We start from the raw sequence: 12,265 nt of genomic DNA, 5'->3' as shown, positions 1-12,265 counted from the left end.
GAGTCGCCGTCCGCGGGTCCGGTCATCGCGGATCGGCGAGGAGCGTCCCCTCGTACTCCACCTCGACGGGGCCGGCCAGCCACGCCGGGCCGTCGTCCGGGACCGTCACCTCCAGCCGTCCGCCCGGCGGCGTGGTGTGGACCTCCGGGCCCTCGACGCGGCCGGTTCGGACCGCGGCCGCGCCGATGGCCACGCCGCCGGTGCCGCAGGAGCGGGTCTCGTCCTCGACGCCGCGCTCGAAGGTGCGCTGGGCGAACACGGGGACGCCGTCGGCGGTCGTTCCGGCCGGCGACGCGAGGTTCACGTTCGCGCCCTCCGGGAAGACGTCGGCGTGTCGGACCGGCTCCGCGACCGCCGCGAGGTCGTGTGCGTCCACGTCCTCGACGAACGCGACCGCGTGTGGGACGCCCGTGTTCACGGCGGTGACGGTCAGTCCCTCGACCTCGGTTTCGACCAACGGGCCGTCGCTCTCGACCGGGACGCGCTCGGGGTCGAACGCGGGCGTCCCCATCTCGATCTCCACGTAGTCGTCGTCCGGGCTCACGTTGGCGTGTCTGGTCCCCGCCTGCGTGTCGATCATGAACTCCGTCTCGCCGGTGCGCTCGTGGGCCCACGCGGCCGCACAGCGCGCGCCGTTGCCGCACATCGAGGCGGTCGAGCCGTCCGGCTGGACCAGCGTCATCACGACGCGGGCCGGCGAGTAGCGCTCGGTCACGTCCAGGAACAGCACGCCGTCGGCGCCCCGCCTCCCGGTCGCGGCGCTCGTGCCGCCGTTCCGTGACGACTCCGCGACGCTCACGCCCGTCTCGCGGTCGCAGTGCGTGCGAGCGAACGCGGCCCGGTCCGGGACCGGGTCCGTGGCGTCGACCACGAGGAAGTCGTTGCCCGTACCGTGGTACTTCGTGAACTCCACGGCGCCCGTCGCGTGGCTCATCCCTCTACCTCCGTCAGGTCCGCGAGCGTTTCACGGCGGCGGACGACGCGCGCTGCGCCGTCCGCGTCCCCCCCGCTCGCGTCCCCTGCGGCGACCGCGACCTCCGCGGGTCGCGGCCGGGAGTTGTACTGGCTCGCCATCTCGTAGCCGTACGCGCCGGCGATGCCGACCGCCAGCAGGTCGCCGCGCTCGGGGTCGGGGAGGGGCCTGTTCTCGCAGAACACGTCCGCGCTCTCGCAGATCGGGCCGGCGACGGTGACGCCGACCGTCTCGCGGTTCGTCGGCTCCGCGCCGGTCGCGGTCGACGAGCCGTCACCGAGGTTGCGGATCGGGTGGTAGGCGTCGTACATCGCCGGGCGGAGCAGGTCGGTCATGCCGGCGTCGACCCCCGCGACGACCGTCTCCGGCGTCGGCTTCACCGTGTTCACGCGCGTCAGCAGGACGCCGGCGTCCGCGACCACGTAGCGCCCGGGCTCGACCGCGAGACCGGCGGGCTCGGCATCGTCGGAGCCGCCCCGCGACACCTCGCCGAGCGCGTCGCGGGTCGCGTCCGCCACCGCGTCCAGGTCCAGCGCCGGCGCGTCCTCCTCGTACGGGACGCCGAAGCCGCCGCCCACGTCGACGTACTCGAGGTCGACGGGGGCGGCCGCGTCGCCGGTCCCGTCGGCGTCGTCCTCGCTCGGCGCGGTCAGCGTCCGCGCCAGCTCCCCCATCCGCGAGACGAGTTCGCGGTGGCTGTCGAGTTGGCTCGGGTCGATTCCGGAGCCGGCGTGGGCGTGGATCCCGACGATCTCGAACCGCTCGGCGGCGTCGCGGACGACCTCGGCCGCGCGGTCGTACGGGACGCCGAACTTCGCGTTCGCGCCGGTGCGGACCTTCTCGTGGTGGCCCGCGCCGACGCCAGGGTTGACGCGGACGCAGACGCGGCCGTCGTACCCGCGCTCCGCGAGGCGGTCGAGGGTGTCGACCGCGCCCGCGGTGACCGTCAGGTCGGGGTTGTCGGTCCACGCCTCGTCGACGACGTAGTCGAGGTCGCGGGCCGGCGGGTTGACCGCGGTGTAGTGGAGTCGGTCGCCCGCGAAGCCCGCGGCGAGCGCGCGGTGGAGTTCGCCCGCGGAGGCGCACTCGGCGTCGAGGCCCGCCTCGCGGACCGTCTCGAGGACCGCCCGCCCCGTGTGGGCCTTCACGGCGTAGCGCACGTCCGCGTCGGGGAACGCGGCGCGGAGCCGCGCGCAGTTCTCCCGCACGCGGTCGAGGTCGATGGCGTACAGCGGCGTGTCGTGGGTCGTGGCGAGGTCGCGGAGCCGGTCGGCGTCCCAGTCCGCGACTCGACGCACGTCGGGACCGAGGTCGGAGGCGGGCGCGGAGGCGGCGTCCGCCGCGGCGTCCCCGGTGGCGGCGTCGCTCATTCCCGAAGCGCCTCCTCCCGCGCGGTCGCCTCGAGGGTGCGCTCCTCCACGTCGGTGGCGACGACCGCGGGCTTGTACGCGCCGCCCTCGAAGAGGTCGTGGTCGCCGACGGAGGACTCCACCATGCGGGTGAACGCCCGCCGATCCGACGGCAGGTGACCGTAGATGACCTCCTCCTCGACGAGGTCGTACACCGGGATGCGCGGCGTGAGCAGGGTGTTCTCGCCGACGACCGAGTTCTCGCCCACGCGGAAGCCGGAGGTGACCCGACAGCCCGCGCCGAGCGAGACGCCGTCCTCGACGATCACGGGCGCGTCCTCGACCGGCTCGAGCACGCCGCCGATCAGCGTGTTCGCGCCGAGCTTGACGCCCTCCCCGAGCTGGGCGCAGGATCCGACCGTGTCACAGGAGTCGACGAGCGTGCCGTCGCCGACGTACGCGCCCATGTTGACGAACGAGGGGCTCATCATGATGCAGTCGCTGCCGAGGTACGCGCCGCGCCGGATCGCGGTCCCGTCCGGCGTGTTTCTCGTTCCCCGCTCCGCCAGATCGGCGGTGTCTCGCAGCGGGAGCACGTCGTGGTAGGTGACGTCGCCGTACTCGCGCGCCTCGGTCTCGCGGAGGCCGAAGTTGAGCAGGATGCCTCGCTTGACCCACTCGTTGGCCGTCCAGGAGGTCACGTCGTCGCCGGTCTTCTCCGCCGCGCGGACTTCGCCGGCCTCCAGCGCGTCGAGGAACGCGTCGAGCGTCGCCTCGTCGTCGGTCGTCGTGTCGGCCGCGGTCAGTCCCTGGTCGTAGCGCCGCCAGAGGTCCTCGATGTCGGTTTCGAGCGTCATGTTGTGTCGTGTGAGGGGAGTGGGTCGTTTTTACTCGTCGGTTGCGGCATCGACCGCGTCCGCGAAGTCGTAGCGGCCGGGGGGCTGGTCGGCGAGCCAGACGGCCGCGTCGAGCGCGCCGATGGCGAACACCGCCCGGTCGCCCGCGCGGTGGGTCAGCTCCAGCGTCTCGCGGTTGCCCGCCAGCAGCACCTCGTGCTCGCCGGTCACGTCGCCCGCGCGCCGGGCGTGGACGCCGATCTCAGAGGGCTCGCGGGGCGCCTCGCCCTCGCGGCCGTGCGTCCGCTCGTCGAGGTCGCCGCGCTCCGCCTCGACGTCGTCGAGCAGCGTCTTCGCGGTGCCCGAGGGAGCGTCGCGCTTGCCGTTGTGGTGCGTTTCGGTCAACTCCACGTCGTAGCTCGGGACCGCCCGCACCGCCTCCCGAACGGCCCGGCGGAGCGCCAGCACGCCCCGCGAGAAGTTCGCGGCCTTCAGCAGGGGCACCGCCTCGCTCGCCTCGCGGAGCCGACGCGTCTCCGAGGAGTCGAAGCCCGTGGTGCCGGTGACGACCGCGACGCCCGCCTCGGCGGCCGCCTCGGCGTAGTCGGCCGCGGACGCGGGACCGGTGAAGTCGACCAGCACGTCCGGGTCCGCGTCCGCGAGCAGGCGGTCGAGGTTGTCGGCGGGGTCGACCGCGACGCCCGCGACCGGTTCCGTCTCGGAGCGGTTCACCGCGAGGACGACGCGCACGTCCTCCCTGTCGGCCGCCGCGCCGATCACCTCGCCGCCCATCCGACCGCCGGCGCCGGTGACGGCGATGCGGACCGGGTCGTCGCCGCCGACCTCGGCACCGCCGGCGTCCGCCTCCGAGCCGTTCCCGGTCATCGCGTCGCCTCCGCGACGTCCGGCTCGCCGCCCTCGTACTCCGCGAGCAGGTCGGCCAGTTCCTCGCGGTGCTCCTCCGAGAGCCGCGTGAGCGGCGGGCGGACCGTCGGCGAGCCCATCCCGCGGATGTGCATCGCCTCCTTCACCGGAATGGGATTCGTCTCCGTGAACAGCGCGCGCGTCAGCGGCCCGAGTTCGTGGTGGAGCTCGCGGGCGCGGTCGTAGTCGCCCGCCAGCGCGGCGCCGACCATCGCGCAGGTGCGCTCCGGTTCGACGTTGGCGACGACGCTGATGGTGCCGCGGCCGCCGACCGAGAGGATGGGGAGGGTGAGCCCGTCGTCGCCCGAGAGGACCGAGAACTCCTTCTCTCGCGTGCGCTCGACGACCTCGGAGATCAGGTTGAGGTCGCCGGAGGCCGCCTTGTAGCCCGCGACGTTGGGGTGGTCGGCGAGTTCGACGGTCACGTCCGCGGGGATGGACTGCCCCGTCCGCGAGGGGACGTTGTAGACGATCTGCGGGAGGTCCACCGCGTCAGCGACCGTGCGGTAGTGTTCGAGGAAGCCCGCGGGTTCGGGCTTGTTGTAGTACGGCGAGATGAGCAGGAGTCCGTCAGCGCCGGCGTCCGCCGCGCGCTGGGAGAGCGAGAGCGCCTCCGCGGTGTTGTTCGAGCCGGTGCCGGCGATGACGGGCACGTCCTCGACCGCGGCCGCGACGGTCTCGATCACCTCTACGTGTTCGTCGTGGGTCATCGTCGCCGACTCGCCGGTGGAGCCGACGGGGACGAGCCCGTCGACGCCGGCCGCTTCGAGGTACTGCGCGTTGGCCGCGAGCTGGTCGTGGTCGATACCGTCGTCCGTGAACGGCGTCGTCATCGCGGGGAAGACGCCGTCGAGCGTGATGTCGGTCATGGGGTGTGTCGTCGTGTGGGTGCCGCGGATAGTGCCGCGGGTGGGTGTCGACTGTCGGGTGTCGGTCGTGAGTCGGAACGGAGCACGCGCACGAGCGCGTCCGGGGGCTGCCCGGTGCCGGGGGTCGTCCGGGACGGGGTCGCCACTCCCGCCTGTGGACGCATCATGCGCGTTTTTTCGAGAAGAGCCGCGCCGCTTCGGACGCCGCCGATGCGGACGTGGACGCGGTCGGAATCACGGTCGAACCTGCGGCCGAGAGGCCCTTATACGTTGCGTCCGCGGCCGAACTACCGCGATAGGTTGATCGGTGCGTTTCAAAACCGCTCGCGGTGCTGTGGGGTGCGGTTTTGGTCCCGTCAGCGCGCGCGGCGAGGGTCCCACGAGGAACGAGCGGGACAACGGGAGCCGCAGCCCGGCGCCCGCGACCGCAGGCGGCCCGGACCGTCCGTCGGAACCCGGCGCAGTCGAGCCGGCAGTGGCGAGGTGGCGCCGCCCAGACCAGCAGGACGGAGGGCCGCCTCGGGCGCTTTCGATCTCTCCGGCCGAATCACGGTTCCGCCGGTGAACGACCCGTCCGCGACGGCGTCCCTTTTACACGCCGCCCACCAACCCCGGGTATGGCGACACGCGAGGCGACCTGGCGCTACCGCGACCGGTTCGGGGACGCGTTCGGGCGCACCTTTTTCCGGCGGTTCGGCCCCGGCGTCGTCTCCAGCGTCGGGATCGGGACGTACCTCGGCGAGCCGACCGACGCGGTCGACGAACGCTACCGAGAGGCGATCCGGCTCGCGCTGGAGTCGGGCGTCAACGTCGTCGACACCGCGGTCAACTACCGCTGCGGCCGCTCCGAGCGCGCGGTCGGCGACGCGCTCGCGGCCGCGGACGTCGACCGCGACGCGGTGCTGGTGGCCACGAAGGGCGGCTTCGTCCCCTTCGACGGTACCCGGCCCGAGGACCCGGGCGCGTACGTCCGCGAGGAGTTCCTCGAAACGGGAGTCGTGGACCGCGAGGACCTCGCACACGGGAGCCACGCGATCGCGCCCGGCTTTCTCGACGCGATGCTGGACCGGTCGCTGTCCGCGCTCCGGCTCGACGCGGTCGACTGCTACTACGTCCACAACCCCGAGACGCAACTCGCCGTCCGGTCGCGGGCCGAGGTGTACGACGCGCTGGAGGCGGCCTTCGAGCTGCTGGAGCGCCGGCGGCTCGCGGGCGACCTCGGGAGCTACGGCGTGGCGACGTGGGAGGCGTTCCGGGTCCCGGAGGGTCACGAGTCGCACCTCTCGCTCCCGGCGGTGATCGAGCGGGCGGAACGGGCCGCGGAGGCGGTGGGCGCCGACGACTGCGGCTTCGCGGCGGTCCAGCTCCCGTTCAACGTCGCGATGGCGGACGCGTTCACGCGGGCGAACCAGCCGCGACCGGACGACCACGCGGGCGAGGCGGACGAACGCGTCTCGACGCTGGAGTGCGCCCACGAGGCCGGGGTCGGCGTGTTCACGAGCGCGAGCATCGGGCAGGGGGAGCTGTCCACCTCGCTGCCCGACTACGTCGCCGACCGGCTGGCCGGCGACACGCCGGCCCAGCGCGCGCTCAACTTCGCGCGGAGCGCGCCCGGCGTCACCTGCTCGCTGGTGGGCGCGAGCGACCCGGCGCACGTCCGCGAGAACGTCGCAGCGGGAACGTTCGACCCGCTGGGCGCGAACGCCTTCGACGCGGTCTTCGAGTGAGGGGGACGCGGCCGGGTCGGGGACGGGGGCGGCTCGCGTGGACCCCGGCCCGTTCGGCGAGCGTGGCCCGAGAAACGTGGGCAGAAAAATGGCCCCGACCAGTGACCCCGAGAAACAACGAGCCCGACAGAAGTACGCGTGAAAAAGCGCGCCCGAAGAAGCGCGCCCGGGAGGAGCGGGGACGTCTCAGCGGAGTTCCTTGAACTCGGCCTCGCACTCCGGACAGATCCGCACCGAGTACACCTTGTCGGGGTCGTTCTGCTTCTTGAGCACCTTCTCGCAGGCCGCGCAGTTGAGCCGCTCGTAGGTGTCCTTGAACAGGTCCCCGTCGCGTAGCCCCTTCCGAGTCGACTTCATACGCGGGAGTTGGACGCCGGGCGTGTTAAAGACCCCGCCGCGGGCGCGCGGATACCCGACCGCCGGGAGCGCGACCGTCGTCGCGGCCGACCGCGTATGCGCCGTCTGCTTTCGGAACGCTTGAAGCGGGGGGCGTGTTACGGCCGACGTGTCTCGCGCCAAGCTGTTCGGTTCGCTGTGCGGGCTGGTGTTCCTCGTCAACTTCGCGCGGGTGATCTTCGCCCCGCTGGTCGGCGAGTTCATCGACGAGTTCGCGATCCGGGAGGGGACGGCCGGCCTCGTCGTCACGCTGGCGTGGGTCGGCTCCGCGGCGCCGCGGTTCCCGACCGGCTGGCTGCTCACGAAGGTGCCGCGCCACCACGTCGTGCTCGCGTCCGGCGCCATGCTCTCGCTCGGCGCCGTCTTCCTGGGGTTCACCGACGGCGTCGCGTGGCTGATGGTCGGCGCGTTCGCGGTCGGCACCGCCTCCGGCGTCTACTTCGTCTCGGCGAACCCCTTCATCTCGGAGCTGTTCCCCGACCGCGTCGGCCGCGTGATGGGGATCCACGGGATGGCGAGCCAGGTCGCGGCGGTCGTCGTCGCGCCGGTCGCCACCGTCGCGCTGTGGTACGACTGGCGCTACGCGTTCTTCGGGCTGGGCGTCCTCGCGGCCCTTCTCACCGCCCTGACGTACGTGCTCGCGCGCCGCGCGGACCTCCCCGACGTGGACGTGGCCGCGACCGGCTTCCTCGCCGCCGCGCGCTCGGAGTGGCACATCATCGTCGCCGGCGTCGCGCTGATGGGGATCACGAGCTTCGTCTGGCAGGGCCTGTTCAACTTCTACGAGCTCTACATGGTCGCGAAGGGGCTGCCGCAGGCGACGGCCAGAAACCTCCTGACGGTCATCTTCGCCGCCGGCGTCCCCGCCTTCTTCATCTCGGGCACCCTCGTCGACCGCTTCCCGCGCGTGCAGTTCCTGCTCGCGGTCATCGCCTCGTTCGTCTGCTCGGTGTTCCTGATCGTCGCCGCCTCCGGCCTCTGGCCGCTCGTGGCAGCTACGACGCTGGCGGGCTTCACCATCCACGCGATGTTCCCCGCGGCGGACGCGTACATCCTCGACACGCTCCCCGACACGACGCGCGCGACCGCGTACGCCGTCTTCTCCGGCGGCATGATGCTCACGCAGGCGCTCGGCTCCTCCGCGGTCGGCGCGCTGGTCGAGCGGGGCATCGCGTACGACGCGGTGTTTACGGCCTTCGCCGCCGGGCTCGCCGTTCTCGTCGCCGTCTTCGCGGGGCTGGACCGAGCCGGACGGATCCCGGGATAGCGCTCGCTCGGGCCGGCGACGGACCGGCTGCACCGTCCGCGACCCGCGACCTTTTGAGGCGTCCGGCCGTCCCTTCGGTCGATGGAGTACGTCCAGGAGCGCGTGACGACCCTCCACGCGCTGACGGACCGGACGCCGGACGCGCCGACCGACCGCGCGGCGGTGGTGGTGCCGATGACGGAACGCGAGTACGGCGGGCTGGCGGCCGAGCGCGTGCTGACCGCGCTGGAGGCTGTCGACCCGGCGCGCGTGGTCGTGCCGCTGCGCGCGACCCCCGAACACGCCGGGTCGTTCCACGAGTGGCTGGGCGAGTTCGACCTCCCCGTGGAGACGCTCTGGTGTGACGGGCCGCGACTGGCGACGCTGCTCGCCGAGCACGGCCTCGACGGCGAGCGCGGGAAGGGCCGCGACGTGTGGCTCGGGCTCGGCCGGGCGATCACCGAGGAGTTCGTCGTCGTCCACGACGCGGACACGCGGAGCTACACGCCGGCGTACGTCCCGCGCCTGCTGTTCCCGCTCGCGCACGGCCACGCCTTCTCGAAGGGCTACTACGCCCGCGTCGAGGACGGGAAGCTCTACGGACGCCTGTTCCGCCTGCTGTATCGTCCCCTCGTGCGAGCGCTCGCGGACGCGCACGACGCGCCCATCCTGGACTATCTCGGCGCGTTCCGGTACGCGCTCGCGGGGGAGTTCGCGGCGACGAGCGACCTGGTCGCCGGGATGCGGATCCCCCGCGGCTGGGGCCTGGAGGTCGGAACGCTCGGCGACGCGTTCGCGCAGGCCGGGTTTTCCGGCTCGGCGCAGGTCGACCTCGGGCGCTACGAGCACGACCACCGCTCCGTCCGCGGGCCGACCGGGCTCGCCGACATGAGCGAGGCGGTCACGGGGGCGGTCCTCCGGACGCTCGCGGACCACGGCGTCGACCCGGACCTCGGCGCGCTTCCGGGGCGGTACCGGGACGCAGCCGAGCGGATCGTGACCGGGTACGCCACCGACGCCGCGTTCAACGGGTTCGAGTACGACCGCGAGGCGGAGTTGGCGCAGGTCGAGACGTACGCCGACTCCGTGGCCGCGCCCGGGACGGACACCCGGCTCCCGGCGTGGGCCGAGACGGGGCTCTCGCCCGACGCGGTCCGCGAGGCGGCGCGGGCCGACCTCTCGGAGGTGCTCGACGCGTGACCGACCCCGAGGTGCCCGCCGGGGAGAACCCGGCCGCCAGCGTCGCGGCCCGCGACGAGATAGCCGGCGTCGTCGACCTGTTCGGCGCGCTCACGCGCGCCGAGCTGCGGGCCGCCCTCTCGGAGCTGGCGTTCAAGCGGGGCGCCGACGTGGACGACGCGGCGGTCGACGCGGCGGTCGACGCCGCGATCCGCGAGTACGCGCTGGTTCCGGTCGACGACGGCGAGTCGGCGGACGACGGTCCGCCCGCGGACGCAGGGGGGGTCCCGGCGGTGACCGACGACGACCGCCTCGCGGTCGGGCCGGCCGCGTTCCCGACGCTGCCCGAGCGCGCCGAGGACCTGCCGCACATCCTCGACGTCGAGGAGCGGGACCCCGACCGCGAGGCGCTCGGGCGCGCCGTGGCGAGCCGGCTCCGCGCGGAGGCCGACGCCCTCCTCGACGCATCGGGGTCCCGCGGGGGCGACCGCGCCGAGACCCTGCTCGATGTCTGCTACGACCTCGACGTGTGGGCGCCCGTAGAGACCGACGACGTGCGCGACCGGCTGACCGAGGCGCTGGTCGACGCCGAGTGACGGCGACGCGAGCGGCGCCGGTCGCCGCGGCCGGGCGGCCGCCCGACACAGTCGCAGGATCCCGGCCGGGACTGCACGGAGGACAAGACTAACGCCGGCCGGGACCCAGATCCGGGCATGGACCTGTCCGGGCTCCGGCACCGCACGCCGGTCGCGGTCACCGACGCCGCGCGCGAAGCGGCGGTCCTCGCGCCCCTCCTCCGACGGGACGACGAGCCCCACCTGCTGTTCACAAAGCGCGCCGACCACCTCGGCGAGCATCCCGGGCAGATGAGCTTCCCCGGCGGCGGTCGCGAGCCCTCCGACGCTGACCTCCGCGCGACCGCGCTCCGGGAGGCCAACGAGGAGATCGGCCTCCGCCCCGAGGAGACCGAGATCCACGGCGCCCTCGACGACATCACCACGGTCACCGACTACGCCGTCCGCCCGTTCGTCGCGACGGTCCCCGACCGCGAGTACGTCCCCGACGAGAGCGAGGTCGCGGAGGTGGTGGTCCTCCCGGTCGCCGCGCTCACCGACCTCGCCAACTACGAATCGGAGCGCCGCGACCACCCGGAGTACGGCGACCACCGCGTCCACTTCTTCCGCGTCGACGGCTACACCGTCTGGGGCGCCACCGGCCGCATGCTCGTCCAGCTGCTGGAGCTGACGACCGACTGGACCATGCCGCCGCAGGTCGACCGCGTCGTCGACCCCGACGCCGACTTCCCGGTCTGAGTGCCCGCGGGCGATGCGGCGCGACTGCCTCAGTCGGGCTGCACTCACGGCGGGAATTCCGCGCGATCCCGGAAAAACGCTCGGCCGGCGGCGGTGCTGTGCGGGGCAGTGCGGTGGCGGTGCCGTGCCGTCGGCGCGCGCCGCGGCGACCGCAACGCGTGTCGCCGCGACCGCGCGAGGGAGGGCCGGCCGCGGCCGCGCTGCGTTGCTGTGCGGTTCCGCGGCCGCGGCCGACCCGAGGCTGGGGAGGTGTGAGGCTGCTGTGCGGTGCGGGGCGGTGGCTGGGGCGGTGGCTGGGGCGGTGGCTGGGGCGGTGGCTGGGGCGGTGGCCGAGGCGCTCTGGTGGTGCCGTCCCGATCAGCAGGATCGGCGGAGACAGAAAAACCGCCGCACAGATATCCAACGGGACGCACCGGGAGTCTCGAGTCCCAGCGGTTCGATCCCCGGCCGGGACGAAAACGGCGAACGCGGCGCCGCGGCGAGCGTCGCCTAGCCGAAGTTCTCGACCTTCGCGGCGTCGGGGTCGCCGCCGGCGGCCTCGATCGCGTCGCCCGCGGCCGCCACGAACGGCGCGAAGCCGAAGACGAACACCTGCTCGTCGTCGGCGCCGGTGACCGCCTCCTCGACCGCCTCGTCGAACGCCTCGGTCTCGTCGGTTCCCACGACGTGGACGGACGCGCCGTGCTCCCGCAGGTCGTTCAGGCGGGCGCCGTGGGCCGGCGCGTCGTCGCGGTAGACGACCGCGGCCTCGTTGCCGTCCGCGAGCGCGCGCTCGCCGATCGCGACCGCGGGGCCGATGCCGGGCCCGCCCGCGAGGACCACGACGCGCGCCTCGCCCTCGTAGTGGTCGTCGCCGTAGGGGCCCGAGATCTCCACCTCGTCGCCCGCGCTCAGGCCGGCGAGGTACTCCGAGAACGGGCCGCCCTCCGAGGGGTCGACCTCGATGGTGACCTCGAACTCCTCGTCCACGTCCGGGGAGGAGAGGGTGTAGAAGCGCGCGTATCCCTCCCCCTCGACCGTCGCGGAGATCTTCACGAACTGCCCCGGCTCCGCGGTGAAGCCCTCGGGGGTCGCGAACCGCACCGCGACCGTGTCCGGGCCGACCGACGCCGACGCGGTGACTGTGACCGTCGTGTCCATACCGGCCTCTCGGCCGTGCGCCGAATGAGGGTTGTGCTTCGGGCGAGGGTAGCCCGGAACTGGGACGGGGCCTGCTTCGCGGCGCTCCGGTTCCGCGGCGCTCCGGTTCCGCGGCACACCCGCACCGCCCAGATTCGACGGATGACGAATTCGGATACAGAAATTGCCGAAACGCACCGCGGATCCGGGCCGCGTTCACGACAGTTGCCGATGACCGACGGGGAGCGGCGGGGCGACTCTCCGAATTCGGTGGACATACACGAGATTATCGGCGTTAAGAGACACAAATGATGAACGTTCGTTTTCTATATGC

Annotated in this window: 12 protein-coding genes; 5 read left to right on the top strand and 7 right to left on the bottom strand. The window is 73.2% G+C overall.

Translation table 11 applies throughout. The annotated features are described in order from the left end of the window. Positions 1 to 22 precede the first annotated feature (22 nt). From dapF to dapA, 5 genes are read right to left on the bottom strand one after another with little or no spacing between them, the layout of a single operon-like run. A complete protein-coding gene (gene dapF, locus ACQE3L_RS03345) occupies positions 23 to 934 on the bottom strand; it encodes a diaminopimelate epimerase (protein ID WP_426962367.1) in 912 nt (303 codons plus the stop codon). Beyond that, positions 931 to 2,343 carry a diaminopimelate decarboxylase gene (lysA, locus tag ACQE3L_RS03340; protein WP_426962366.1) on the bottom strand — a complete coding sequence of 471 codons (1,413 nt, stop codon included), beginning with the start codon at positions 2,341 to 2,343 and terminating at the stop codon, positions 931 to 933. The genes dapF and lysA overlap by 4 nt, the downstream gene beginning before the upstream one ends. Beyond that, positions 2,340 to 3,179 carry a 2,3,4,5-tetrahydropyridine-2,6-dicarboxylate N-succinyltransferase gene (locus tag ACQE3L_RS03335; protein WP_426962365.1) on the bottom strand — a complete coding sequence of 280 codons (840 nt, stop codon included), beginning with the start codon at positions 3,177 to 3,179 and terminating at the stop codon, positions 2,340 to 2,342. The genes lysA and ACQE3L_RS03335 overlap by 4 nt, the downstream gene beginning before the upstream one ends. 30 nt (positions 3,180 to 3,209) lie before the next feature. Beyond that, complete coding sequence (gene dapB, locus ACQE3L_RS03330; protein WP_426962364.1) at positions 3,210 to 4,043, bottom strand: 4-hydroxy-tetrahydrodipicolinate reductase; 834 nt, start codon at positions 4,041 to 4,043, stop codon at positions 3,210 to 3,212. Further along, complete coding sequence (gene dapA / locus ACQE3L_RS03325; RefSeq protein ID WP_426962363.1) at positions 4,040 to 4,951, bottom strand: 4-hydroxy-tetrahydrodipicolinate synthase; 912 nt, start codon at positions 4,949 to 4,951, stop codon at positions 4,040 to 4,042. The genes dapB and dapA overlap by 4 nt, the downstream gene beginning before the upstream one ends. A 617-nt stretch (positions 4,952 to 5,568) precedes the next feature. On the opposite strand from dapA, the gene ACQE3L_RS03320 reads away from it, so the two are divergent. Next, a complete protein-coding gene (locus ACQE3L_RS03320) occupies positions 5,569 to 6,678 on the top strand; it encodes an aldo/keto reductase (RefSeq protein WP_426962362.1) in 1,110 nt (369 codons plus the stop codon). 186 nt (positions 6,679 to 6,864) lie between these two features. Here ACQE3L_RS03320 and ACQE3L_RS03315 read toward each other — a convergent pair whose 3' ends face one another. Then, positions 6,865 to 7,035 (bottom strand): HVO_0758 family zinc finger protein, encoded by a 171-nt coding sequence (locus ACQE3L_RS03315; protein WP_426962361.1) that lies wholly within the window; start codon positions 7,033 to 7,035, stop codon positions 6,865 to 6,867. A 148-nt stretch (positions 7,036 to 7,183) separates the two neighbouring features. On the opposite strand from ACQE3L_RS03315, the gene ACQE3L_RS03310 reads away from it, so the two are divergent. From ACQE3L_RS03310 to ACQE3L_RS03295, 4 genes are all read left to right on the top strand, one after another. After that, positions 7,184 to 8,341: an MFS transporter gene (locus ACQE3L_RS03310; protein WP_426962360.1), complete on the top strand. Its 1,158-nt coding sequence runs from the start codon at positions 7,184 to 7,186 to the stop codon at positions 8,339 to 8,341. 81 nt (positions 8,342 to 8,422) lie between these two features. Further along, positions 8,423 to 9,520 (top strand): glycosyltransferase family protein, encoded by a 1,098-nt coding sequence (locus tag ACQE3L_RS03305; protein ID WP_426962359.1) that lies wholly within the window; start codon positions 8,423 to 8,425, stop codon positions 9,518 to 9,520. Beyond that, on the top strand, positions 9,517 to 10,095 hold the full coding sequence (locus ACQE3L_RS03300; RefSeq protein WP_426962358.1) for a DUF7109 family protein: 579 nt from the start codon (positions 9,517 to 9,519) through the stop codon (positions 10,093 to 10,095). Before ACQE3L_RS03305 ends, ACQE3L_RS03300 begins: the two co-directional genes overlap by 4 nt. A gap of 117 nt (positions 10,096 to 10,212) precedes the next feature. After that, positions 10,213 to 10,812, top strand: coding sequence for an NUDIX hydrolase (locus ACQE3L_RS03295; RefSeq protein ID WP_058365507.1), 600 nt, complete (start codon positions 10,213 to 10,215; stop codon positions 10,810 to 10,812). A 489-nt stretch (positions 10,813 to 11,301) separates the two neighbouring features. On the opposite strand, the gene ACQE3L_RS03290 is transcribed toward ACQE3L_RS03295, so the two are convergent. Continuing rightward, positions 11,302 to 11,952: an FAD-dependent oxidoreductase gene (locus tag ACQE3L_RS03290; protein WP_426962357.1), complete on the bottom strand. Its 651-nt coding sequence runs from the start codon at positions 11,950 to 11,952 to the stop codon at positions 11,302 to 11,304. Positions 11,953 to 12,265 lie beyond the last annotated feature (313 nt).

This window comes from Haloparvum alkalitolerans, assembly GCF_050122995.1.
In the GTDB taxonomy this organism is placed as follows: Archaea; Halobacteriota; Halobacteria; order Halobacteriales; family Haloferacaceae; genus Haloparvum; species Haloparvum alkalitolerans.
The sequence above is the reverse complement of the archived record's forward strand: the minus strand, read 5'-3'. Positions and strand labels throughout refer to the sequence as shown.

Excerpts from the sequence above, each read along its gene's own strand:
- dapF (WP_426962367.1), bottom strand. The coding sequence starts at position 934 with ATGAGCCACGCGACGGGCGCCGTGGAGTTCACGAAGTACCACGGTACG.
- lysA (WP_426962366.1), bottom strand. The coding sequence starts at position 2,343 with ATGAGCGACGCCGCCACCGGGGACGCCGCGGCGGACGCCGCCTCCGCG.
- ACQE3L_RS03335 (WP_426962365.1), bottom strand. The coding sequence starts at position 3,179 with ATGACGCTCGAAACCGACATCGAGGACCTCTGGCGGCGCTACGACCAG.
- dapB (WP_426962364.1), bottom strand. The coding sequence starts at position 4,043 with ATGACCGGGAACGGCTCGGAGGCGGACGCCGGCGGTGCCGAGGTCGGC.
- dapA (WP_426962363.1), bottom strand. The coding sequence starts at position 4,951 with ATGACCGACATCACGCTCGACGGCGTCTTCCCCGCGATGACGACGCCG.
- ACQE3L_RS03320 (WP_426962362.1), top strand. The coding sequence starts at position 5,569 with ATGGCGACACGCGAGGCGACCTGGCGCTACCGCGACCGGTTCGGGGAC.
- ACQE3L_RS03315 (WP_426962361.1), bottom strand. The coding sequence starts at position 7,035 with ATGAAGTCGACTCGGAAGGGGCTACGCGACGGGGACCTGTTCAAGGAC.
- ACQE3L_RS03305 (WP_426962359.1), top strand. The coding sequence starts at position 8,423 with ATGGAGTACGTCCAGGAGCGCGTGACGACCCTCCACGCGCTGACGGAC.
- ACQE3L_RS03295 (WP_058365507.1), top strand. The coding sequence starts at position 10,213 with ATGGACCTGTCCGGGCTCCGGCACCGCACGCCGGTCGCGGTCACCGAC.
- ACQE3L_RS03290 (WP_426962357.1), bottom strand. The coding sequence starts at position 11,952 with ATGGACACGACGGTCACAGTCACCGCGTCGGCGTCGGTCGGCCCGGAC.